This is a genomic window from Rhizobium sp. RU20A, from assembly GCF_900155885.1.
In the GTDB taxonomy this organism is placed as follows: domain Bacteria; phylum Pseudomonadota; class Alphaproteobacteria; order Rhizobiales; family Rhizobiaceae; genus RU20A.
On sequence record NZ_FTMB01000001.1, the window covers coordinates 982,445 to 1,005,586 of the forward strand.

23 protein-coding genes and 1 riboswitch are annotated in these 23,142 nt (G+C 63.9%); of the genes, 16 read left to right on the forward strand and 7 right to left on the reverse strand.

Features of this window, described 5'->3' with window-relative positions:
* Window positions 1-3 precede the first annotated feature (3 nt).
* From cobW to F3H41_RS04780, 3 genes are all read right to left on the reverse strand, one after another.
* Complete coding sequence (cobW, locus tag F3H41_RS04770) at window positions 4-1,068, reverse strand: cobalamin biosynthesis protein CobW (RefSeq protein WP_149737384.1); 1,065 nt, start codon at window positions 1,066-1,068, stop codon at window positions 4-6.
* A gap of 5 nt (window positions 1,069-1,073) precedes the next feature.
* Window positions 1,074-1,598 (reverse strand): bifunctional adenosylcobinamide kinase/adenosylcobinamide-phosphate guanylyltransferase, encoded by a 525-nt coding sequence (cobU, locus tag F3H41_RS04775; RefSeq protein WP_149737385.1) that lies wholly within the window; start codon window positions 1,596-1,598, stop codon window positions 1,074-1,076.
* A gap of 145 nt (window positions 1,599-1,743) precedes the next feature.
* A riboswitch (cobalamin riboswitch) is annotated at window positions 1,744-2,126 on the reverse strand.
* Window positions 2,127-2,164: 38 nt separating this feature from the next.
* A complete protein-coding gene (locus tag F3H41_RS04780; protein ID WP_149737386.1) occupies window positions 2,165-3,628 on the reverse strand; it encodes a cobyric acid synthase in 1,464 nt (487 codons plus the stop codon).
* 238 nt (window positions 3,629-3,866) lie between these two features.
* Between F3H41_RS04780 and F3H41_RS04785 the strand changes: the two genes are divergently transcribed.
* From F3H41_RS04785 to F3H41_RS04815, 7 genes are all read left to right on the forward strand, one after another.
* Window positions 3,867-4,010, forward strand: coding sequence for a hypothetical protein (locus F3H41_RS04785; RefSeq protein WP_149737387.1), 144 nt, complete (start codon window positions 3,867-3,869; stop codon window positions 4,008-4,010).
* 786 nt (window positions 4,011-4,796) lie between these two features.
* The gene (locus F3H41_RS04790) at window positions 4,797-5,795 is read left to right on the forward strand and encodes an ABC transporter substrate-binding protein (protein WP_149737388.1); all 999 of its coding nucleotides are present in this window, start codon (window positions 4,797-4,799) and stop codon (window positions 5,793-5,795) included.
* A gap of 285 nt (window positions 5,796-6,080) precedes the next feature.
* A complete protein-coding gene (locus tag F3H41_RS04795; RefSeq protein ID WP_149737390.1) occupies window positions 6,081-6,992 on the forward strand; it encodes a proline/glycine betaine ABC transporter permease in 912 nt (303 codons plus the stop codon).
* The gene (locus tag F3H41_RS04800; protein ID WP_149737392.1) at window positions 6,985-8,025 is read left to right on the forward strand and encodes a glycine betaine/L-proline ABC transporter ATP-binding protein; all 1,041 of its coding nucleotides are present in this window, start codon (window positions 6,985-6,987) and stop codon (window positions 8,023-8,025) included. The genes F3H41_RS04795 and F3H41_RS04800 overlap by 8 nt, the downstream gene beginning before the upstream one ends.
* Before the next feature lie 263 nt (window positions 8,026-8,288).
* A complete protein-coding gene (locus F3H41_RS04805) occupies window positions 8,289-9,533 on the forward strand; it encodes an O-antigen ligase (protein ID WP_149737394.1) in 1,245 nt (414 codons plus the stop codon).
* 95 nt (window positions 9,534-9,628) lie between these two features.
* Window positions 9,629-10,645, forward strand: a complete 1,017-nt coding sequence (gene bmt, locus F3H41_RS04810) for a betaine--homocysteine S-methyltransferase (RefSeq protein ID WP_149737396.1) — start codon at window positions 9,629-9,631, stop codon at window positions 10,643-10,645.
* An 89-nt stretch (window positions 10,646-10,734) separates the two neighbouring features.
* Entirely contained in the window at window positions 10,735-11,082 is a 348-nt protein-coding gene (locus tag F3H41_RS04815; RefSeq protein ID WP_149737397.1) for a hypothetical protein, read from the forward strand.
* On the opposite strand, the gene F3H41_RS04820 is transcribed toward F3H41_RS04815, so the two are convergent.
* Both F3H41_RS04820 and F3H41_RS04825 read right to left on the reverse strand, forming a co-directional pair.
* Window positions 11,083-11,778, reverse strand: coding sequence for a 4Fe-4S dicluster domain-containing protein (locus F3H41_RS04820; RefSeq protein WP_149738221.1), 696 nt, complete (start codon window positions 11,776-11,778; stop codon window positions 11,083-11,085).
* A 122-nt stretch (window positions 11,779-11,900) separates the two neighbouring features.
* A complete protein-coding gene (locus F3H41_RS04825) occupies window positions 11,901-13,475 on the reverse strand; it encodes a trimethylamine methyltransferase family protein (RefSeq protein ID WP_149737399.1) in 1,575 nt (524 codons plus the stop codon).
* A gap of 301 nt (window positions 13,476-13,776) precedes the next feature.
* On the opposite strand from F3H41_RS04825, the gene F3H41_RS04830 reads away from it, so the two are divergent.
* On the forward strand, window positions 13,777-14,466 hold the full coding sequence (locus tag F3H41_RS04830; RefSeq protein ID WP_149737400.1) for a B12-binding domain-containing protein: 690 nt from the start codon (window positions 13,777-13,779) through the stop codon (window positions 14,464-14,466).
* Between the two features lie 78 nt (window positions 14,467-14,544).
* On the opposite strand, the gene F3H41_RS04835 is transcribed toward F3H41_RS04830, so the two are convergent.
* A complete protein-coding gene (locus F3H41_RS04835; RefSeq protein WP_149737401.1) occupies window positions 14,545-14,703 on the reverse strand; it encodes an entericidin in 159 nt (52 codons plus the stop codon).
* Window positions 14,704-14,719: 16 nt separating this feature from the next.
* Between F3H41_RS04835 and F3H41_RS04840 the strand changes: the two genes are divergently transcribed.
* From F3H41_RS04840 to F3H41_RS04875, 8 genes are all read left to right on the forward strand, one after another.
* Complete coding sequence (locus F3H41_RS04840; RefSeq protein WP_149737403.1) at window positions 14,720-15,367, forward strand: DUF1638 domain-containing protein; 648 nt, start codon at window positions 14,720-14,722, stop codon at window positions 15,365-15,367.
* Window positions 15,368-15,505: 138 nt separating this feature from the next.
* A complete protein-coding gene (locus F3H41_RS04845) occupies window positions 15,506-16,144 on the forward strand; it encodes an exopolysaccharide biosynthesis protein (RefSeq protein ID WP_149737404.1) in 639 nt (212 codons plus the stop codon).
* Window positions 16,144-16,917, forward strand: coding sequence for a formyl transferase (locus tag F3H41_RS04850; protein WP_149737406.1), 774 nt, complete (start codon window positions 16,144-16,146; stop codon window positions 16,915-16,917). Before F3H41_RS04845 ends, F3H41_RS04850 begins: the two co-directional genes overlap by 1 nt.
* 125 nt (window positions 16,918-17,042) lie before the next feature.
* The gene (locus tag F3H41_RS04855) at window positions 17,043-17,345 is read left to right on the forward strand and encodes a virulence factor (RefSeq protein ID WP_149737407.1); all 303 of its coding nucleotides are present in this window, start codon (window positions 17,043-17,045) and stop codon (window positions 17,343-17,345) included.
* Window positions 17,338-17,916, forward strand: a complete 579-nt coding sequence (locus tag F3H41_RS04860) for a methylenetetrahydrofolate reductase C-terminal domain-containing protein (RefSeq protein WP_149737408.1) — start codon at window positions 17,338-17,340, stop codon at window positions 17,914-17,916. Before F3H41_RS04855 ends, F3H41_RS04860 begins: the two co-directional genes overlap by 8 nt.
* A 1-nt stretch (window position 17,917) precedes the next feature.
* Window positions 17,918-18,967, forward strand: a complete 1,050-nt coding sequence (locus tag F3H41_RS04865; protein WP_149737409.1) for a methylenetetrahydrofolate reductase — start codon at window positions 17,918-17,920, stop codon at window positions 18,965-18,967.
* Window positions 18,968-19,077: 110 nt separating this feature from the next.
* A complete protein-coding gene (locus F3H41_RS04870; RefSeq protein ID WP_149737411.1) occupies window positions 19,078-20,049 on the forward strand; it encodes a methyltetrahydrofolate cobalamin methyltransferase in 972 nt (323 codons plus the stop codon).
* A gap of 77 nt (window positions 20,050-20,126) precedes the next feature.
* Window positions 20,127-22,148 (forward strand): ASKHA domain-containing protein, encoded by a 2,022-nt coding sequence (locus F3H41_RS04875; RefSeq protein ID WP_149737412.1) that lies wholly within the window; start codon window positions 20,127-20,129, stop codon window positions 22,146-22,148.
* 27 nt (window positions 22,149-22,175) lie between these two features.
* On the opposite strand, the gene F3H41_RS04880 is transcribed toward F3H41_RS04875, so the two are convergent.
* Window positions 22,176-23,087, reverse strand: coding sequence for a LysR family transcriptional regulator (locus F3H41_RS04880; protein ID WP_149737414.1), 912 nt, complete (start codon window positions 23,085-23,087; stop codon window positions 22,176-22,178).
* Between the last annotated feature and the right edge of the window lie 55 nt (window positions 23,088-23,142).

Sequence of the window (23,142 nt, forward strand, 5' to 3'; positions counted from 1 at the left end):
CCCTCAGACCGCTGCGGCAATGGCAGCGCGCACCGCCGCTTCATCCATGTCGTGCAGGCCGATGACGACGAGACGGGTGCCGCGCGCCTCGCCGGCCGCCCAGGGACGGTCGAAATACTGGTCGATGCGCTGGCCGACACCCTGGATCAGGAGACGCATCGGCTTGCCCGGCACATCCGCAAAGCCCTTGAGGCGCAGCACGTCATGGGCGGCGATCACAGCCTTCAGCCGCGCGACGAAGGCATTGGGATCAGCGATGGGGCCGAGTTCGATGATGAAGCTGTCGAATTCGTCGTGGTCGTGCTCTTCGCCGGCCTCGTGCTCCATCTCGTGATGGGACTTGCGGTTGGCGATGTCGCCTTCCGTGCCGACGCCGAGGCCGAGCAGGACGGAAGCGGCAACGTCGCCATTCTTCGCCTCGATCATCGCCGGCTTGCGGTGGGTGCGCGAGGCGACTTCGGCGCGAACGGCGGCAACGCCATCGGCATCGATGAGGTCGGTCTTGTTGAGCACGATGAGGTCAGCCGCCGTCAGCTGGTCCTCGAAGAGCTCCTCGATCGGGCTTTCATGGTCGAGAGTGTCGTCCTCGGCGCGCGCCGCATCCACCTTGTCGTGATCGTCGGCAAAGCGGCCGGCGGCAACGGCGGCACTATCCACCACCGTCACCACGCCATCCACCGTCACCTGCGTGCGGATATCCGGCCAGTTGAAGGCAGCGACGAGCGGCTGCGGAAGCGCAAGACCCGAGGTCTCGATGATGATGTGGTCCGGGCGGTTCTCGCGTTCCAGAAGCTTCGTCATGGTCGGGATGAAATCATCGGCCACCGTGCAGCAGATGCAGCCGTTGGTGAGCTCGATGATGTCGTCTTCCGTGCAGGCCTCCGCGCCGCAGCCCTTCAGCACCTCTCCATCGACACCGAGATCGCCGAATTCGTTGATGATCAGCGCGATGCGCCGGCCGCCCGCGTTGGTCAGCAGGTTGCGGATCATCGTCGTCTTGCCGGCGCCGAGGAAGCCGGTAATGACGGTCGCCGGGATCTTGCCCTGATGCGTCGTTGTGGAAGCCATGGTAGTCAACCTTTCATCCTGAGCGGCAGCCCTGCCGCCACGAAATAAACCTCTGAAGACGCAGCAGCCACCGCCTGATGCAGACGGCCGGCATGATCGCGGAAAGCCCGCGCCATGGCGTTTTCAGGAACGATGCCGAGACCCACCTCGTTGGAAACGAGAACGATCCGTGCCTTTGCCCGGGAGAGATGGTCGACGAACCGTGCCGATTCGGCGGCGATATCGGCCGCTTCCATCATCAGATTGGTCAGCCAGAGCGTGAGGCAATCAACGAGGATGGCGGCGCCCGGCCCGTCCAGCCCTTCCAGTGCGCCGACAAGATCCATCGGCTCCTCGATCGTCTGCCAGGACGGGCCACGGCTCTCGCGATGGGCGGCGATGCGGGCGCGCATCTCGTCGTCCCAGGCCCGACCGGTGGCAATGTAAGTCTTTGCAAGGCCGCTCTCCACGACCAGCCGCTCCGCGAAGGAGGACTTGCCGGAGCGCGCGCCACCGAGAACGAAAATGGAGCCGGAAGAAGACGTCGTCACGCGCACCACCGGACGGCGGCCGCGGGCCTCAGGTCACGAGGGACACAAAAAATCGTTTTGGCGGGGACGGCGCCCCGCCGGACAGTCTCGAGAGCCATGACAACCTCCGTGCTGGCCGAATGGGCGATGCAGCGCCCGACCGGGCTTTTCGCCCGTTGCGGATGGCAGGTCTCCTGGCTCGCGGGTCCCTTCGCCGCCGGCATCACACCGGCGCGAAAACGGGGTCGCCTCGCCTTCCCGGACCGGTCTTCGCATGAAAAGGCGGGCGATTCGTAGACACTAGAGGCGCCCCACCCCTGTTGATCATGCATGGTCCAGTGGCTTTTCCGGCCCGCTTCCGAAAACCCGCCTTGCACGCCATGCGCAAAGCCCCGGTCGACAGCAACGGTGCCGGACGGCGACCCCTGACCGCTCTACAGTCGCGGGGTCGGCTGCGATGAGGATGCCCGACATGGGTCCATCCCTTCGCATTCCCATTTACTCCCAAGCCGGCTGACCGGCCCGGGAACCATCCTGATCTGAGGAATAGATAGCTGCCGCTGAAAAGTCAAAGCCTGCCCGCGCCATCAGGCGGCGGGATCCAGCAGTCGCGCGAGGAAATCGGGCGAGAGCATTCGCTCCAGATCAGAGGCGACATCGTCGAGCGCGGCATCGACGGAGGCGCGGTAATCGTCCACCCCGCCGCTGACGCCGAAATCGGCAAGCAGCGCGCGGCGGAAGGCATCGCTGGAAAACAGCCCGTGCAGATAGGTGCCGAACACCCGCCCGTCCGCCGACATCGCTCCGTCCGGCCGCCCGTCGATCAGGACGGGCGCGCGGGCACAGTCCGCACCCGTCGTCTTGCCGAGGTGGATTTCGTAGCCGGTGAGCGCCACGTCGTGCACGACGGAATGGGCGGAGGAGTTGCGCACTGTCTTTTCCGGCGCCATCTCGGTCTCGATGTCGAGCAGGCCGAGCCCCTCGATCTCCCGCTCGCTGCCCTCGATGCCGAGCGGATCGGTGACGCGACGGCCGAGCATCTGGTAGCCGCCGCAGATCCCGATCACCTGCCCGCCGCGCCGCCGGTGCCGGGCAAGGTCCTGATCCCAACCCTCAATCCGGAAATCCCTGAGGTCGGCAATGGTGGATTTCGAACCCGGCAGGATGATGAGACCGGCATCGGCCGGCAGCCGCTCGCCGGGGCGCACGAACACCAGTTCCACCTCCGGCTCCTGCGCCAGCGGATCAAGATCGTCGAAATTGGCGATGCGCGGCAGCACCGGCACGGCGATCTTCAGCGCCCGTCCGCGCCCGCCGAGCCGCCGTTCGAGCACCACGGAATCCTCCGCCGGCAGCCGTCCCGCGGCCTTCAGCCAGGTCACGACGCCGAAGCACGGCCAGCCCGTGAAGTCGCCAATCGCTGTCAGCCCGTCGTCGAACAGGGAAACGTCGCCGCGGAATTTGTTGATGATGTAGCCGGCGATCATCGCCCGGTCTTCCGCCGGCAGGATCGCGTGTGTCCCGACCAGAGAGGCAATCACCCCGCCCCGGTCGATATCCCCGACCAGCACGACGGGAACGCCGGCCCGCGTCGCAAATCCCATATTGGCGATGTCTCCGGCCCGGAGGTTGATTTCGGCAGGAGAACCGGCTCCCTCGACGATGACGAGATCCGCCTGCGCGCCGACGATGGCAAAGCTTTCCAGCACCGCATCCATCAATTTCGGCTTCAGGGCCTGATAGTCGCGCCCCCGCGCCTGCCCGGCCACCTTGCCCTGCACGATGATCTGGCTGCCGACCTCCGACTGTGGCTTCAGAAGCACCGGGTTCATGTGCACCGAGGAGGCCACGCGGGCAGCGATGGCCTGCAGCCATTGTGCCCGTCCGATCTCGCCCCCGTCATCGGAAACGGCGGCGTTGTTCGACATGTTCTGGGGCTTGAACGGAGCCACCTTCAGCCCCCGGTTGGAGGCCAGCCGGCAGAGCCCCGCGACCAATACCGATTTTCCGACATCAGAGCCGGTTCCCTGCAGCATGATCGCCTTTGCCATCGCCTCTCCGTTTCCTTGCGGCAATTTCGCCGCAATCCCCTGCCCTGCCTCAATTTCGCCGCGTCGATGAATGCACGAAAACGAGTGCTCGGAGCGTGAGCCATGCAAGTTTTGCATAGTATCGCATTTGCGACATCCGTGGCCGATTTCGATGTTGCGAGACGGCCTGTTCGAGCCTATATCAGCGCCATCAACACGAAGGAAGCGCGAGACTTCCTCTTACCCGAGGTCACACCCCATGCTGTTCATCTTCAGCAAGCCGAATTTTCTGCAGATCGCCTGGAATTCCCAGGTGCCCGCCAGCCAGTCCCGCGTGCGCAACACGGTCGCCGAATCCCCGCTCGGCCCGCTCGGTTTCATCCGCACGCGCAACGTCGGCTGACGCGGCAAGACGCAACGGACGAAAAGGGCGTGCCTTCGGGTGCGCCTTTTTTTGATGATGACCGGGAACGTCGCATTCTCCGGGCGGGCAACGTTCCCTTGATATGCGAAGGCCGCGTCGATCCGATGAAGGATCACGCGGCCCGCCAAAAATACGCCTGGCATCTCCGGATCATACACACCCGGCGATCGCTTGAGGCCCGGTACGCACTACCTGATCCGGACCGACGGCAGTGTCCCCCGCCGCGGATGAACAGATAGCGTCACATCGTTACCGCTTGGTTAGCGAACGGTAAACCAATGGTGAACGTGCAAAATTTCACTTTTTTTCAGTTTGGCAGAAATATTTCTTTCGACGCAGATAGGACAGCAACTGTCTGAAATGAAAAAGAGTCTCGACACGAAACCTTCACACACGCCAAATTCGCCCACTTAGCGGGCATTTGCTTGCGTATTTTTTGCTGAAAATCATCCTCAGAGCGATTTTTCGGGTTTGCGCCGCCGCGCCAAACGGGCTGTCAACCCTCCTTCCGCGCATGGCGCCTGTTGATTTCTCTTCCGGATTACTTAGGCTCCCCCTCCATGGCTCCGAAACGTCCGGCCGCCCCGAGATCGGAAGGTGGCGGCGAAAACAGGACTGGCGGGGCCCGGTCTTGCACGGGGGAAGCCGGTTGCGACCAGCGCTCCCCCCGAAGGGATCAATCAACGTTCTGGCTCCGGGGCGCCGCAGCACCCCGGCCAGCCATAAACTTGAACGCTGCATCCAGACTGGGAGGTCTGACAGACCATGAAAAAGCTCCTCGCATCCACCGTCATTGCCGCCGGCTTCTACGCGCTGGCCGGCACCGCCGCCTATGCGGACTGCGGTGAAGTGTCCATTGCCGAAATGAACTGGGCCTCCGCCGGCGTTGCCGCCCATGTGGACAAGTTCATTCTCGAAAACGGCTACGGCTGCACGGCGACGCTCGTCACCGGCGACACCATGCCGACCTTCGCCTCCATGAACGAAAAAGGCCAGCCGGACATGGCGCCGGAACTGTGGGTCAACGCCGTGCGCACGCCGCTCGACGCTGCCGTGAAGGAAGGCCGCCTGATCGAAGCTGCCAAGATCCTCAATGAGGGCGGCGTCGAAGGCTGGTGGATTCCGAAGTTCCTCGCCGACGAACATCCGGAGATCAAGACGGTTCAGGACGCCCTGAAGCATCCCGAACTCTTCCCGGCACCGGAAGATGCCTCCAAGGCAGCCGTCACCAACTGCCCGGCCGGCTGGAACTGCCAGGTATCGACCGCCAACCTTTACCGCGCGCTCGGCGCCGAAAAGGCCGGCTTCGAACTCGTCGACACCGGTTCGGCCGCGGGCCTTGATGGCTCGATTGCCAATGCGATCGAGAACAAGAAGGGCTGGCTCGGCTATTACTGGGCACCGACCGCCATTCTCGGCAAGTACGAGATGACGCGCCTGTCCTTCGGCGTTGAACACAACAAGGCCGACTGGGACGCCTGCACGGCCGTTCCGGACTGCGCGGATCCGAAGGTGAACTCCTATCCGGTTTCGGACGTCTACACGGTCGTGACCAAGGGCTTTGCCGACAAGGCCGGCGTTGCCATGGACTATGTCAAGGCCCGCAACTGGGACAACGGCACCGTGAACAAGGTTCTGGCCTGGATGGACGAGAACCAGGGCACCAACGAGGACGGCGCCAAGTACTTCCTGAAGACCTACCCGGACATGTGGAGCAAGTGGGTCGCCCCTGAGGTCGCCGAAAAGGTCAAGGCTGCTCTCTAAGGTCTCCTGATCCAGGGCAGCCGCCATGCCGTCTGCATGGCGGCTGCCTTTTTCGTGATCCGCACGCCCGCTGCAGGGACTGGCCGCCGGACGGCCTTTCACGGACATGAAACCGCAGTGCGACGTTTCCATGTGGCGTCGCGTCGCAAACCGCCAAGCAACGCCGGCGGATTTCGCCGACGATCAACGGACGGAAGCCCACAGAGGCTTCGAGGGCAAGAGCTGCCGGGCGGGATTGCAGCCCAGGCCGCCATCGCGTCCGTGATGGACAAGAAGGGGACAAGAATGGCATCCATCTGTAGTATGCTGCCGGAACTTCTGTGCAAGTTTCCGGCGATCGATGATACGAGCATCCGAATAGCGCGCAAGACGATTGACGACGGCTTCAAGGGTTTCGTCCGCGCCTATGGCAACGCGATCGACGCGCTCGTGCAGCCACTCCAGTGGTTCCTGAATTTCCTCGAAGGGGTCTTCGTCAACTCGCCCTGGATCATCATCCTCGCCGTCATGGTCGCTGTCGTCTATGCCGGTAGCCGCAACATGCGCATCACCCTCGGCACGGCACTCGCCATGTTTGCCATCGGCCTCGTTGGCCTGTGGAACGATACGATGATCACACTCGCCATGGTCACGGTGTGTACGCTGATCTCCATCCTCATCGGCATTCCCATCGGCATCGTCATGGCCCGCTCCGAGCGCGCCCAGAGCATCGTCAATCCGATCCTCGACGTGATGCAGACCATGCCGAGCTTCGTCTATCTTATTCCCGTCGTGATGATCTTCGGCATCGGCAAGGTGCCGGGCCTCATCGCCGTCGTCATCTATGCCGTACCGCCGATGATCCGCCTGACCAATCTCGGCATCCGGCTCGTCGACAAGGAAGTGCTCGAAGCCGCCGACGCTTTCGGCTCCTCGGGATGGCAGAAGCTGAAGAACGTGCAGATGCCGCTCGCGCTTCCCACCATCATGGCCGGCATCAACCAGACCATCATGATGTCGCTCGCCATGGTCGTCGTCGCTTCGATGATCGGGGTCGGCGGTCTCGGCCGCAACGTGCTGCAGGCCATCAACAACCAGTTCTTCACGGTCGGCTTCCTCAACGGCTTCTCGCTGGTGGCGATCGCCATCATCTTCGACCGAACCAGCCAGGCCTTCGGCCGGCGCCTGCAGAAGCATTCGGAGGTCATCCATGGCTAGTCACGCGATCGAGGTGAAGAACCTCTACAAGATCTTCGGATCCAACGGCCAGGCCTATGTCGACCGGGTCAAGGCCGGCCTCGGCAAGGCCGAGCTCAACGAAAAGCACGGCCATGTTCTCGGCCTGCAGGACATCAACATCTCCATGCCCGCCGGCGGGATCATGGTGGTGATGGGTCTGTCCGGCTCCGGCAAGTCGACGCTGATCCGACACATCAACCGTCTGATCGATCCGACAGCCGGCGAAGTGCTCTACGACGGCGTCGACATCTGCAAGATGAACGAGAACGACCTTCGGGAATTCCGTCGCCACAAAACGGCGATGGTGTTCCAGAAATTCGCGCTCCTGCCGCACCGCACCGTGATCGAGAACACCATTTACGGCCTCGAAATCCAGGGGGTGAACCGGTCGGAAAGCGAAAAGCGGGCGCGCGGGTGGATCGAGCGCGTCGGCCTCAAGGGCTTCGAGAATCACTATCCGAACCAGCTGTCGGGCGGCATGCAGCAGCGCGTCGGGCTCGCCCGGGCGCTGACCAACGATGCCGACATTCTCCTGATGGACGAAGCCTATTCGGCGCTCGATCCGCTGATTCGCGTCGACATGCAGACGGTGCTTCTCGATCTCCAGAAGGAGCTGAAGAAAACCGTCGTCTTCATTACCCACGATCTCGACGAGGCCCTGCGCCTCGGCGACAAGATCGCCATCCTGCGCGACGGCAAGGTCGTCCAGCAGGGCAGCGGACAGGAAATCGTGCTGAAGCCGGCCGACGACTACATCACGGCCTTCGTCAAGGAAGTGAACCGCGGCCGCGTGATCAATGTCGAGACGATCATGCAGCCGATGAGCGGCGAGCAGTCCGGCATTCCGATCACCAAGGGCACCGTGCTCGAACACGCCGCCCGGCAGATGACCGCCAACAATGTCACGACGGCCCACATCGTCGATGCCGCCGGCCGGCCGGTCGGCACCATCGACCTTGCCGCCATCATCTCAAGCATGGTCACGCCGACCACGCACCTGCAGGCCGCCTGACAGGCTGGCCCCATATCAATGACAGGCCTCGTCCCGCAAGGGCGGGGCCTTTTTGTTGGCGGCGCGTTTCGCCAACCTATGAAGCCAGCCGACAGGGACTTCTTTAAGCCCCCCTTAACCATGTTCGCCGCAGGGTAACGACACGGGCAGCGCAGGCGCCCTCACCCACGCATCACCGGACCATCTCACCTGTGCGCAGCGCCGACATCAGCACCGCGATTCCCCCAGACATCCGGCCGGGCCTCGACCGGTTGGTGCGCGGCATGGCGGCTGTTGTCTCCGGCTTCGGCCTGTTCATCATCATTTTCACGCTGACCCCGTTCCTCGGCGATATCGACACCGCAAATGCCCCGGCCGATACGGCCAACATCATCAATCAGGTCGGCTATCTCAGCCTCGCGCTGCTCTTCGGCTTCGCCATTCTGGTCACGGTCGAGCGGCGGCACCTCGGTCGCCTGATCTCGCCGACCTGGATCGTCATCTTCCTGCTCGCCTATCTGTCATGTCTGCAATCCTACGATCCGCAGGCGGCGGCGCGCGGCCTGACGCTCAGCCTCGTCGCCATGCTGATCGTCGTCGGACTGATCGCTGTTCCCCGAAGTGAGCGAGACTTCGTCAATGCCGGCGCGACGGCCGTCCTGGCGCTGGTGTTGATCGATTACGCGGCCCTCGTCCTACTGCCCGCCAAGGCAATCCATCAGGGCGTTGGCGCGGAATACTGGCATGCCGGCTTCTGGCGCGGCCATCTGATCCACAAGAACGTCACGGCGCCGATCTTCTCTGTCATCGCCATGTTCGGCATCTATGCCTTCCGGGCGGGCGCCCGGCTGCGCGGGTCGGCGATTGCGGTGCTCGCCTTCATCTTCGTCGCCCACACGGGTTCGAAGACCACGATGGGGTTCCTGCCCGTCGCCATCCTGCTCGTTCTGGCCGGCCGCGCCATCGGCAGCGCCGCCTTCACCATCTCCTGCCATGTGCTCTTCACCATCCTCGTGGGATGCCTGACGATCGGTACGGTCTTCTCGCCGGCCTTCCTGCACATCACCGCCGCCATCCTCGAAGACTACACCTTCACCGGCCGCGACGCGATCTGGCGCTTCGGGTCAGCGGCAATCGCCGATCACCCCTGGCTCGGCCACGGCTTTGCCGGCTTCTGGCTCTCGCCCGTCATCATGGGCATGGAGGCCAATTTCGAGGAAAACTGGGACGTGCGCGGCATTGTCTCCGGCCACAACACCTATCTCGACGCCATCATCACCTTCGGCCTCATCGGCGGGCCGATCATCATCGCCCTGCTCTTCGTCAAGCCACTCTTCGATTTCGCCAAGGCGACGCGCTACCCCGCCAACCGCGCCTTTGCCGATTTTTGCATGATGGTCATCATCTTCATGACCTACAACGGCATGCTGGAATCCTTCATCTTCAACCGCGCCGATCCGCAATGGCTTTTGACGGCACTGGCCATCTTCGGCCTCGGCATGGCCCGCCACCCGGATTTCCGGCGCTGATCACCGACGCTGGACGAGCGACGCGAACATCCACCCTTGCCATCACATAAAGATATCTTTATATCTCTCTACAACTGATTTCGAGAGGGTTTCCGATGACCGCTGCCGCCAATCCGCTTTCCGACCTCCTCCAGAAGAAGGGCGTGCTTCTGGCCGACGGCGCAACGGGCACCTCGCTCTTCGCCATGGGCCTCGAGGCCGGCGAAGCGCCGGAACTGTGGAACGAGGCCAAGCCCGACAACATCACCAAGCTCCACCAGGACTTCGTTGATGCCGGCGCCGACATCATCCTTACCAATTCCTTCGGTGGCACCCGCCATCGCCTGAAGTTGCACCACGCGCAGGATCGGGTCCACGCCCTCAACAAGCGTGCAGCCGAGATTGCCCGTGCCGTGGCCGACAAGGCGCCGCGCAAGGTCATCACCGCCGGCTCCGTCGGCCCGACCGGCGAACTGCTGATTCCGCTCGGCGCCCTCTCCTACGAAGACGCGGTCGAGGCTTTTGCCGAGCAGATGGAAGGCCTGAAGGCCGGTGGCGCGGAAGTGCTGTGGATCGAGACCATGTCGTCTGCCGACGAGATCCGCGCTGCCGCCGAAGCTGCCGTGCGTGTCGGCCTCCCCTACGTCTATACCGGCTCATTCGACACGGCAGGCAAAACGATGATGGGCCTGCACCCGCGCGACATCCACGCGGTCGCCAAGGACATCGGCGACGGACCGGTCGCCGTCGGCGCCAATTGCGGCGTCGGGGCCTCCGACATCCTCTCCTCGCTGCTCGACATGACCGAGGCCGATCCGTCGGCCACCGTCGTCGTCAAGGGCAATTGCGGCATCCCGGAATTCCGCGGTTCGGAGATTTTCTATTCCGGCACCCCGCCGCTGATGGCCGACTATGCACGCCTTGCCCGCGATGCCGGCGCAAAAATCATCGGCGGCTGCTGCGGCACATCCTGCAACCACCTCGCCGCCATGCGCGAAGCACTGGACAGCTACACGCCCGGTCCGCGCCCGACGCTGGAAGCGATCGTCGAGCGCATCGGCCCGCTGCGCAACAAGACCGCCAACGAGGGCCCGACGGCCGCCCCGCGCGAGCGCCGCGGCCGCCGCGGCTGATTGCGCGTGGACGGTCAAAGCCGGCGGATTGAAGCCCGCCGGCCGATCCCCTATTACCTCCGGAGGAAAAGAGCCGGAGACGAATCGCCATGAACAGCGCTGCCATTTCCTTCCCCGATCGGGAAAGCCTTGCCGACAAGCTGCAGGCCTTTGGCGAGACGGATCAGTCCTACGTGCACCTGATCATGGAAAATCCGCTGCAGGACGACAATCTCCTGGAGGGCCTGCACTTCCACCTCGACCGCCAGGCGACGGCGCCCTTCCTCAACTCCATGAAGCTCGACCGTCTCGGCCATTGGTTCGGCGACAACGCCCCCGCCCGCCTGCAGATCCGTCTCAGCGAAGTCGCCCGCTCCAGCCAGCACCCGGCCTACCAGGCCTTCAAGGCCGGTCTCACCCGCTCCGGTGGCCTTGAGCGCGCCTACCCCAAGGCCTGATCAGAGCTTCAATGCCGCCATGTGGAAGCGCAGCTGATCGGCGCTGTAGCGATACGCCTTGCCGACAGGACAGGCATTGCGCGCCGCGCAGCCATCGACCATGCAGCCCGCCTGCCCCGCGGGCGTGACGAGGTGACTGCGACAGGTCTGGACGGCAAACCCGCGTTCCGTGATGGCACCGACCGGACAGCTCGAAAGACAAGGATGCGTGCGGCAGGCGTCACATGGATGCGGTTCGACCTCTGCCGCCTGGGCTTCGATCACCTCCGGAAAGGCCAGCGCGCCGCGATAGCTGTGCCAAAGACCGTATTGCGGATGCATGAGAATACCGAGCGGGGACGCCTGCACCCCCTCCGCCCGCATCGCCCAGCGCTGAAACGGCTGATAGGGCGGATCGGAGGGAAAGAAGACCGTCGCGCCATGCTGCCCCGCGACCGGTGTGATCACCGCCTTTGACCACGTGTCGAGCGGATCGCCACCGCCACCCGCCGCCGTCTGCCGCCACGCTGCAAATGCGGCCCAGAACGAGCCACCGATGGCCCCGACCAGCACCACGCTCGCTGCCGGCCGGCCATCGGCCAGTGCCGGCCGGGCATCGCTTTCGTCAAAAACGACGACGCCGCGCGGAAACAATCCGTGCGGCGCCAGATCCTCGACAATTCTGTCCAGTCGCGGCCGCGCATCGCCACGATCCATCCGGTCGTCGGTCATTTCGGCCGCGGCCCCATCACCGGGTGATGCGGCCGCCAGACTTCCTTCTGGATCATGTCGGCGACCTTGGCCGCCCCGCCTTGCTCCCTGGCGCTTTCGGGCTCGCTTCAGGTGAAGGCGTCGGGCATCGAGTCCTTGCGGTCCTTGATGAAGGCGAGCAGCGCCTCGTCAATGGCCGGATCGAGCGGCGGCGCCTCGTAACTGTCGAGCCAGGAGCGGCAGAGCGCGTTGGCGCGTTCCTCGATACGCTTGGAACCTTCGATTTCCCACTGTTCGAACGAGTTGTTATCGGCGAGCGGCGAGCGGTAGAAGGCCGTCTGGAAGTTGGCCTGCGTGTGCGCGCAGCCGAGATAATGGCTGCCCGGACCCACTTCGCGGATCGCATCCAGCGCCTGCGCCTCGGTGGAAAGATCCACGCCCTGGGCAAGCTTCTGCATCATGCCGAGCTGATCCTGGTCGATCATGAATTTCTCGTAGGAGGAGATCAGGCCGCCTTCCAGCCAGCCGGCCGCGTGCAGCACGAAATTCGTGCCGGCCAGAAGCGTCATGTTCAGCGTGTTGGACGATTCGTGCGCGGCCTGGGCGTCCGGCACCTTCGAACCGCAGAGCGAGCCGCCCGTGCGGAACGGCAGGCCGAGACGTCGGGCGAGCTGCGCCGCGCCGTAGGAAACCAGCGACGGTTCCGGCGAGCCGAAGGTCGGTGCGCCCGACTGCATGGAGATCGACGCAGCAAAGGTGCCGAACAGCACCGGCGCACCCTTGCGGATCAACTGCGTGAAGGAGGCACCGGCCAGCACTTCGGCCAGGATCTGCGTCAGCGTGCCCGCGACCGTCACCGGGCTCATGGCGCCCGACAGGATGAAGGGCGAGACGACGCAGGCCTGATTGTGGCGTGCATAGACCTTCAGCGCCCCCACCATCGTCTCGTCGAAGACCATCGGCGAATTGGCGTTGATGAGGTTCAGCGTGACCGTGTTGTTTTCCACGAACTCGTCGCCGAAGACGAGCTTGGCCATGGCGATCGTATCTTCGGCGCGTTCCGGCGCCGTCACAGAGCCCATGAACGGCTTGTCGGAATATTTGATGTGGCTGTAGACCATGTCGAGGTGACGCTTGTTCACCGGAATGTCCACCGGCTCGCAGACCGTGCCGCCGGACGAATGCATCGACGGCGCCATATAGGCGAGCTTCACGAAATTGCGGAAATCCTCGATCGTCGCATAGCGGCGCACGCCTTCGAGGTCCCGCACGAAGGGCGGGCCGTAGACGGGTGCGAAAACGGTGGCCTTGCCGCCGATCTGCACATTGCGCTCCGGATTGCGCGCATGCCAGGTGAATTCCCTCGGCGCAGTCTTCAGGAGTTCACGGCAAAGGCCCTTGGGAAAATGCACACGCTCGCCGCGCACATCCGCGCCAGCCTGCCGCCAGAGCTCCAGCGCCTCGGGGTCTTCGCGAAATTCGATGCCGATTTCCTCGAGCACCGTGTCGGCATTACGCTCGATCAGCGCCAGGCCCTCTTCGTCGAGCACTTCGTACTCGCGAATCTTGCGGGTGATATAGGGCAGCGACGGCGGTGCGCCGCCGCCGGTGCGCGAGGCACGGCGGGCTGCTGCGCCGCGGCCTTCCGAGCGCGACCGGCGCGCGGGAGCCTCGGGCGTCGTCTGTTCGGTGATATCTGTCATGTCTCGTTTCCTCTCCCAGGACGCGCCGCTCGGCCCGTTTCGCATAATATGCTAGCGAGCCGCCCGACCGGGGCGGGTCTCAATGCGCCACCAAGTGCCGCATCTCGGACACATCCGCTGCAATCATTTCCACATGGCATGAATGCATTGATTTTGCTAAGCCTATCGCGCCGGCAGGCATCGTCGCTTTTCATGGCACGACACGTCGCTTTCGAAAAGGGATTTTGCCGGGGGCACGGCTAGCATGAGATCGACGCGTCCGGATTTTCGCCTGACCGCGCTGGGAACGAGGAACCACACAATGGCAGACGATGACATCATTCTTTCGGAGCTTTCCGACGAGGAACTCGTGCAGCAGATGCATGACGACCTCTATGACGGCCTGAAGGAGGAAATCGAGGAAGCGACCAACATTCTGCTGGAGCGCGGCTGGACCCCCTACGACATTCTGACGGAAGCGCTCGTCGAAGGCATGCGCATCGTCGGCGTCGATTTCCGCGACGGCATCCTCTTCGTGCCGGAAGTGCTGCTTTCCGCCAACGCCATGAAGGCCGGCATGACCATCCTTCGTCCGCTGCTGGCCGAAACCGGCGCACCGAAGCTCGGCAAGATGGTCATCGGCACCGTCAAGGGCGACATCCACGATATCGGCAAGAACCTCGTCGGCATGATGATGGAAGGCGCCGGCTTCGATGTCGTCGACCTCGGCATCAACAACCCGGTCGAAAACTATCTCGAGGCCCTCGAGCGCGAAAAGCCGGATATCCTCGGCATGTCGGCACTGCTCACCACCACCATGCCCTACATGAAGGTCGTCATCGACACCATGAAGGAAAAGGGCATCCGTGACGACTACGTCGTTCTCGTCGGCGGCGCGCCGCTCAACGAGGAATTCGGCAAGGCCGTCGGCGCCGACGCCTACTGCCGCGATGCGGCCATTGCTGTCGAAACCGCCAAGGACTTCCTGAAGCGCCGCCACAACCAGCTCTGAGCCGGTGCTGACGACACGTGACATGCAAAAGCCGGCTGCAAATGCGGCCGGCTTTTGTCATTTGAGGTGTCGGGTCACTTATTTCGCGGCGCGCTCGACGGTCCGTCCGGCGTCCTGTGTCGCGTTCACCGTGTTTGCGGTATCCTGGCCGATGCCGCGGATCGTATTGCCGCAGCCGGACAAGGTGAGCACGGCGAGGGCTGCAGCACCGAGAAGAGCGATGGAGGATTTGGTCATGGACGGGTTCCTTTAGATGAATGTTTTCCGCGAGAGCGACACAGCGCAGGCCTCTCGGGTGGCAGAACGCACCACCGCGAAAAAAGTTCACGTGATCGCCTGCGGTGCCCTCGCGCGCGAAATTCTCGCCGTCTGCGAGGCGAGCGGCCTTTCCCATATCGACCTTCACTGTCTGCCCGCCATCTGGCACAATCATCCCGAACGCATCGTGCCCGGCCTTGAAAAGGCGATTGCCGAGACGCGGACGGAAGACCCCGATGGGCGCATCTTCGTTGCCTATGCCGATTGCGGCACCGGCGGCGCGCTGGATGTCTTTTGCGAGAAGGCCGGCGTCGAGCGGATTGCAGGGCCCCACTGCTATTCGTTTTTCGTCGGCAACGACGCTTTCGCGGCGCGCTGGACCGACGACCTCACCGCCTTTTTCCTCACCGATTTTCTCGCCCGCCAGTTCGAGGCCTTCGTCATCGAACCGCTCGGCCTCGATCGTCATCCCGAACTGAGAGACATGTATTTCGGTCATTACCGCAAGCTGATCTATCTGGCTCAGACGGAGGATGCCGACCTACAACGCAAGGCGGAGGAAGCCGCCCGAAAGCTCGGCCTCGCCTATGAATACCGTTTCACGGGCTATGGGGATCTCGCCGCGGACTTGAAGCGGCTTTGAGTTTCTCTGCCGTCGTGGAGGCGGCGATAACGCTCCGTTAGGCCTGATCTTAGTCAGGTTTCTGCCACGGCTCCGCCTTAAGCCGTTGCTAAGCGCCCCCGCGCATCCTTTCTGCAAAACGAGAAAAGGACAACGGGGATGACGGACACCACATTCGAGGCACGCGATTACGCAGCACCGCCACCGGCATCGGAAAAGCTCTCCGAACTGCTGACCGATCTCGCAGGGCAGGACAGGCCGAAAATGTCCTTGCGCGATCTTGCCATCGCCATGGAGGACCGCTCCTTCGGCGCCTTCCTGGTGGTCTTCGCGCTGCCTAACCTCATTCCACTGCCGCCGGGCGCCACCTTCTTCCTCGGCCTGCCGCTCGTCTACCTCGCCTTCCAGATGACCTTTTCACGCCTGCCCCGCGTCAGCCTGCCACCGAAACTGGCCAATTACGCCATGGATACCGCGACCTTCAGCCTCGTCGTCGCCCGCATCACGCCTTGGCTGCAGCGCGTCGAGCGCCTCGTGCGCCCCCGCTTCTGGATGATTGAATCGCGAATCGCCGAACGCGCCGTCGGCGCCCTCTGCCTCATCCTCGCCATTGTCGTCTTCCTGCCCATCCCGCTCGGCAACTGGGCGCCCGCCTTCGCCATCGCGGTCATCGGTCTTGCCCACAGCCAGCGCGACGGCATCGTGCTCGCCATCGGCTGCGGGCTCGGCCTCCTCTCCCTCGTCGTCGTCGCCGGCGTGATCGCCGCAGCCGGCGCCCTTGTTACGGCCTTCCTGTGATGGACATGCATCCCGGCCGCATCGTCATCGTCACCGCCGGCGGGGAAAACCCGTCCGTGATGATCGATGCGCTATCCCGTCGCTTTTCCGACATCGTCGTCCTTCAGGAACCGCCGGAATCAAAAGCGCTGTTCCTGAAGCGGCGGGCTCGAAAGCTCGGCTGGATCAGCGCGCTCGGCCAGCTTGGCACCATGATCGTCTCGCGGTTCGGCAAGCGCTTTACCCGCGCCCGTGCCGCCGAGATCCTCGCCGCCTACGGCGCGTCGACCGAACGTGCATCAGCCATCCGCACCATCCCCATCCCGGCGATCAACACCCCCGAGGCTCTTGCCGCCGTGATGGCCGAGCAGCCCGCGGTGATCTTTCTGATTTCCTGCCGCATGCTGAGCGCGCAAGCGCTGGCGGAGATGCCCTGCCCCGTCCTCAATTTTCACGCCGGCATCAACCCGCGCTACCGCGGCCTGATGGGCGGCTACTGGGCGCGCGTCATGAAGGACGAGGCCAATTTCGGCTCCACCGTGCATCTCGTCGATCCCGGCGTCGACACCGGTGCGATCCTTTATCGCAAGCGGCTGACACCGTCGAAGCGCGACACGCTGCACACCTATCCGCTGCTCCAGACCGCTGGCGCCACTGACATTGCCGTGCGCGCCATCGACGACATCCTGGCCGGCCGTGCCAAGCCCGTCACCGTCGATGAGCCCTCGCGCCAATGGTATCATCCGACCCTCTGGACCTGGCTGCGCCACGGCATTTCCCGTGGGATATGGTAGCAGCCGGATCGCATTCTCCGATCAACCGTGCGAGCGTCGTTTTTGAGCCGGTCGGGCGTCGTGGCGAGGGAAGCCACGCGCCGGCCGCTTCATCATTCTCGCAGGCCAAGAGGAGAATACGAGGAATGGCAGACCGCATCGTCGTCTACTGGCGCGACATCCCCGCCCAGGTCATCATCAAGCAGGGCCGCAAGACCGCCAAGCGCGAGCTTTCGTTGCGTTTCACCGAGGCGATCGACATGTGCGCCATGCGCACCGGCGCGGCTGAGACCGACGATTACCTCGCCGAATGGCGCAAGGCCGATCCCGTTCCCGTCTCCGACGATCTGGAAGCAGAAGCAGACCGCGCCGCCGCCGAGCTCGAAGCGGCCTACGACAAGGAACGGCTGGTCGCCCTCGTCAAGGCAGGAGGACGCAACAATGGCTGAAACCAAGGAGCGCTCGGGCAATGTCGCGCCGGGCGCCAAGGCGGCTGCGGGCGCATTTACCCCGTCGGGCGTCTCGCCCAACCGGCGCGCCCGCCACAAATATACGGTGCGCCTGTGGGCTGTACGCAACTCGCGCTTCCTTGAATGGTTCTACCACCGCTTCGCCAGCCTGTTCCTGATGCTCCACCCGGTGTGGAAGGCGCTCGGCTACAACAGGGTCGAGCGCCCCGTGACCTTCGTCGAAAAGCATGTGAAGGGCTTTCTCTTCGACTGTCGCATGTGCGGCCAGTGTGCGCTGTCCTCGACGGGCATGTCCTGCCCGATGAACTGTCCCAAGCAACTGCGCAACGGCCCCTGCGGCGGCGTTCGTGCCAACGGCAACTGCGAAGTCGAGCCCGACATGCCCTGCGTCTGGGTGCAGGCCTGGAACGGCTCGCGCAACATGGAAAAGGGTGACGCGATCCTGAACGTGCAGAAGCCGGTGAACCAGTCGCTGCGCGAAACCTCCTCCTGGCTGCGGGTGACTGCCGAAGCCGCCGCTGCCCGCGAAAACGCCGCCAAGGACGCATAAGATGTCGATGATCGACGAAAACCCCCTCGGCCCCCACCTGCCGCTTGATCCGCTGCCGGGCCATTCCTCGCGCGGCCGCCTGGAGCGTGTGCTGCGTCGCGGCGAATTCGCCGTGACCGCCGAACTCAACCCGCCCGACAGCGCCAATCCGGAAGACGTCTACGAACGCGCCGCGATCTTCGAAGGCTGGGTGGACGGCATCAACGCGGTGGATGCCTCCGGCGCCAACTGCCACATGTCCTCGGTCGGCATCTGCGCGCTGCTGACGCGCATGGGCTATGCGCCGATCATGCAGATCGCCTGCCGCGACAAGAACCGTATCGCCATTCAGGGCGACGTGCTCGGCGCCGCTGCCATGGGTGTTGCCAACATCATGTGCCTGACCGGCGACGGCGTGCAGGCCGGCGACCAGCCGGGCGCAAAGCCCGTCTTCGATCTCGACTGCATGTCGCTGCTCGAAACCGTGCGGATCATGCGCGACAATTCGAAGTTCCTTTCCGGCCGCAAGCTGACGAGCCCGCCGCAGGTCTTCCTCGGCGCCGCGATCAACCCCTTTGCCCCGCCTTACGACTTCCGCCCCTATCGCCTCGGCAAGAAGATCGAGGCTGGTGCCCAGTTCGTGCAGAGCCAGTACTGCTTCGACGTTCCGATGTTCAAGGAATACATGAAGAAAGTCCGCGATCTCGGCCTGCACGAAAAGTGCTACATCCTCGTCGGCGTCGGCCCGATGGCGTCCGCCAAGACGGCCAAGTGGATCCGCTCCAACGTGCCGGGCATCCACATTCCCGACTCTGTCATCAAGCGCCTCGAGGGCGCCCAGGACCAGAAGAAGGAGGGCAAGCAGCTCTGCATCGATATTATCAATGAGGTGAAGGATATCGAAGGCGTTGCGGGCATTCACGTCATGGCCTATCGGCAGGAAGAATATGTATCGGAAATCGTGCATGAATCGGGCGTCCTGAAGGGACGCACGCCGTGGAAGCGCCGCCCCGCCTCCGAAGTGCGCGAACTGGTCGACCAGATGCAGGAAGATGCCGCCCGCCTCTCGTGAGGCGGAGCGTGGAAATGACACGCCGCGGGCCGTCGGAGGACAGCTTGCAACAACAGACATAACGATATAAATAAGTCTTTATATCCCCTGGAATCGCCGAGGAAGATCCCATGACCCGCACCATCGTCGCATCCGCCACCCGCGAAATCATCATCGGCTTCGACCAGCCCTTCTGCGTGATCGGCGAGCGGATCAACCCGACCGGCCGCAAGAAGCTGGCCGCCGAAATGATCGCCGGCAATTTCGACACCGTGATCAAGGACGCGCTGGAGCAGGTCGCCGCTGGCGCCACCATGCTCGACGTCAACGCAGGCGTCACCTCGGTCAACCCGAACGAAACCGAGCCAGGCCTGCTCGTCCAGACCATGGAGATCGTCCAGGGTCTCGTCGACGTGCCGCTCTCCATCGACAGCTCCGTCACCGCCGCAATCGAGGCCGCGCTGAAGGTCGCCAAGGGCCGTCCGCTGATCAATTCGGTTACGGGCGAGGAAGAAAAGCTCGAGGCCATCCTGCCGCTCTGCAAGAAGTACGACGTCCCGGTCGTCGCCATCTCCAACGACGAGACGGGCATTTCCGAGGATCCGGACGTGCGCTTCGCCGTCGCCAAGAAGATCGTCGAGCGTGCCGCCGATTACGGTATCAAGCCGCATGACATTGTCGTCGATCCGCTCGTCATGCCGATCGGCGCCATGGGCACCGCCGGCCAGCAGGTCTTCGCGCTCCTGCGCCGCCTGCGCGAGGAGCTGAAGGTCAACACCACCTGCGGCCTCTCCAACATCTCCTTCGGCCTGCCGCACCGCCACGGCATCAATGCCGGCTTCATTCCCATGGTCATCGGCGCCGGCATGACGTCGGCCATCATGAACCCCTGCCGCCCGCAGGAAATGGAAGCCGTGCGCGCCGCCAACGTGCTGAACGGCACCGACCCGAACTGCACCAACTGGATCAAGACCTACCGCGACTACAAGCCCGCCGAAGCCGGCCACGGCGCTGCTGCCCCGGCAACCCCGGCCCCTGCCGCCGCCGGCGGGCGTCGTGGTGGCCGTGCCGCCCGCGTGGGCGGCGGTGCCGCGACGGAGTAGAACCTCAAGCCGACAACCAAGGCTGTTAAGCCCGGGCGCGCCTGTCTCGCCCGGGCTAAAAAGTTGGAAGGAACATCATGTCCGCAGATCCGCTCGTCCTCTTCATGCCCTCCGGCAAGCGTGGCCGTTTTCCTGCCGGCACGCCGGTGCTGGAGGCTGCCCGTCAGTTGGGCGTCTATGTCGAGAGCGTCTGCGGCGGGCGCGCCACCTGCGGAAGGTGTCAGATCGAGGTGCAGGAGGGGCAGTTCGCCAAGCACGGCATCACCTCCTCCAACGACCACATCTCGCCGCGCGGGCCGAAGGAAGAGCGCTACGACAAGGTGCGCGGCCTGCCGGAAAACCGGCGCCTTTCCTGCTCGGCGCTCATCCAGGGCGACCTCGTCATCGACGTGCCGCAGGATACCGTCGTCAATGCCCAGGTCGTGCGCAAGGCCGCAACCGACCGCGTCATCGAGCGCAACGCCGCCGTACAGCTCTGCTATGTCGAGGTGGACGAGCCTGACATGCACAAACCGCTCGGCGACCTCGACCGTCTCAAGGTGATGCTGGAAAAGGACTGGGGCTTCAAGGACCTCCTGATCGCACCGCATCTGATCCCTCAGGTGCAGTCCATCCTGCGCAAGGGCAACTGGGGCGTCACTGCCGCCATCCACCGCGACATGGAAAGCTCGCGGCCCTTCATCATCGCGCTCTATCCGGGCCTGAAGAACGAGGCCTATGGCATTGCCTGCGACATTGGCTCGACGACGATTGCCATGCATCTCGTCTCACTGCTGTCGGGCCGTATCGTCGGTTCCTCCGGCACGTCCAACCCGCAGATCCGCTTCGGCGAAGACCTGATGAGCCGCGTCTCCTATGTGATGATGAACCCGGACGGGCGGGAAGCCATGACCAAGGCCGTGCGCGAGGCGATCAACGGACTGATCGGGAAGGTCTGCACCGAAGGCGGCGTCGATCGCCATGACGTGCTCGACATGGTCTTCGTTGCCAATCCCATCATGCACCACCTCTTCCTCGGCATCGATCCGACAGAGCTCGGCCAGGCGCCCTTCGCGCTCGCCGTCTCCGGCGCGCTGCAATATTGGGCCCACGATATCGACATCGACGTCAACCGGGGCGCGCGCGTCTACCTCTTGCCCTGCATCGCCGGCCATGTGGGCGCGGATGCCGCCGGCGCGACGCTGTCGGAAGGCCCCTACCGGCAGGATCGCATGATGCTGCTGGTCGATGTGGGCACCAACGCCGAAATCGTGCTCGGCAATCGCGAGCGCGTCGTTGCCGCCTCCTCGCCCACGGGCCCTGCCTTCGAGGGTGCGGAAATCTCCGCCGGCCAGCGTGCCGCGCCCGGGGCCATCGAGCGCGTGCGCATCGATGCCGAAACCCTCGAACCCCGCTTCCGCGTCATTGGTGTCGACAAGTGGTCGGACGAGGACGGTTTTGCCGAAGCGGCCAAGGATGTCGGCATCACCGGTATCTGCGGGTCGGCCATCATCGAGGTCGTGGCGGAAATGTATCTCGCGGGCGTCATCTCCGAGGATGGCGTGGTCGATGGCGCTATGGCGGCAAAGAGCCCGCGCATCCTGGAGAACGGCCGCACCTTCTCCTACCTGCTGCATGATGGCGAGCAGCGCATCACCGTCACCCAAAACGACATCCGCGCGATCCAGCTCGCCAAGGCCGCACTCTACGCCGGCATCAAGCTGCTGATGGAAAAGCAGGGCGTCGACCAAGTCGATACGATCCGCTTCGCCGGCGCCTTCGGCTCCTTCATCGATCCGAAATACGCGATGGTGCTGGGCCTAATCCCGGACTGCGACCTGACCGAGGTCAAGGCGGTCGGCAATGCCGCGGGCACCGGCGCGCTGATGGCGCTTCTCAACCGCGATCACCGCCGCGAGATCGAGAGCGTCGTGCAGCGCATCGAAAAGATCGAGACGGCACTGGAAGGCAATTTCCAGCAGCTCTTCGTCAATGCCATGGCGATGCCGAACAAGGCCGATGCCTTCCCGGAACTTGCCAAAGTCGTGACCCTGCCGGAGCGCAAGGTTCTTGCCGATACGGCCGATGGCGGTCGCCGTCGGCGCCGCTCACGCGAATAGGCAAGGTCAACGAAGCGGCTGGCGGTCTCAGGCCGCCGCCTTGACGCTGTCGAGCACGGAGCGGTCGCCCAGCACGCAGCGCACATAGTCGGCCACCGCCTGCACCGGCTGCGTGGCGCCCTCGCGGATCGCAAGGCCGATATCGTAGGTGCCGAGCTTCGGTAGCCCGTCCCGCTCGTCCAGCGCTACCATATCCTCCTGCAGCAGGAAGCGGGCGAGCGGCGCGATCGCGATATCGGCGCGGATGGCGGCGATCTGGCCCATGTGATGGGCGCAGAAATAGGCGACCCGGAATGGCTTTTCCGCCGCAGTCAGGGCATCCAGCGCCTGCTTGCGCCAGATGCATCCCTCCTCCCAAACGGAAATCGGCAGCGGCTCCTTCAGGTGCGCATGCCCATGCCGCTTGCCGGCCCAGACCAGATCCTCAGTCATCACCTTGAGGGAGGGATCCGGCGCGATCCCGTTCAGGAAGTTGAACAGGGTGAGATCCAGCCGCCCCTCCTCCACCGCACGGCGCAGATGCGTGGAATTGTCGATCGTCACCTCGATGGCGAGATTGGGCCAGGTTTCGGACAGATGCCGCAAGATGCCCGGCAGCATGAGTTCGCCGATATCGTCGGGTGCCCCAAGCCGCACCACCCCGTTCATTTCCGGTGAGACGAACCGGGCCACCGCCTCGTTGTTGAGGGCGATGATGCGGCGCGCATAGCTCAGCAGCATTTCTCCGTGCGGCGTCAGCGACACCGAGCGCGCATCGCGCCGAAAGACGGGGACGCGCAACATTTCCTCCAGCTTCTTGATCTGCATGGAGACGGCTGAGGGCGTGCGGAAAACCACCTCCCCCGCCGTCGTGAAGCTGCCCGTGTCGGCAATCGCAATGAAGGTCCGCAGAACATCGGTTTCGAGCAGCGGCAGGTTGTTCCGGGGAGAAAGGGCCACGACATCACCATTCAGAATTATTGATCTTTAAGACGATATCATTTCGTTTCCCTGA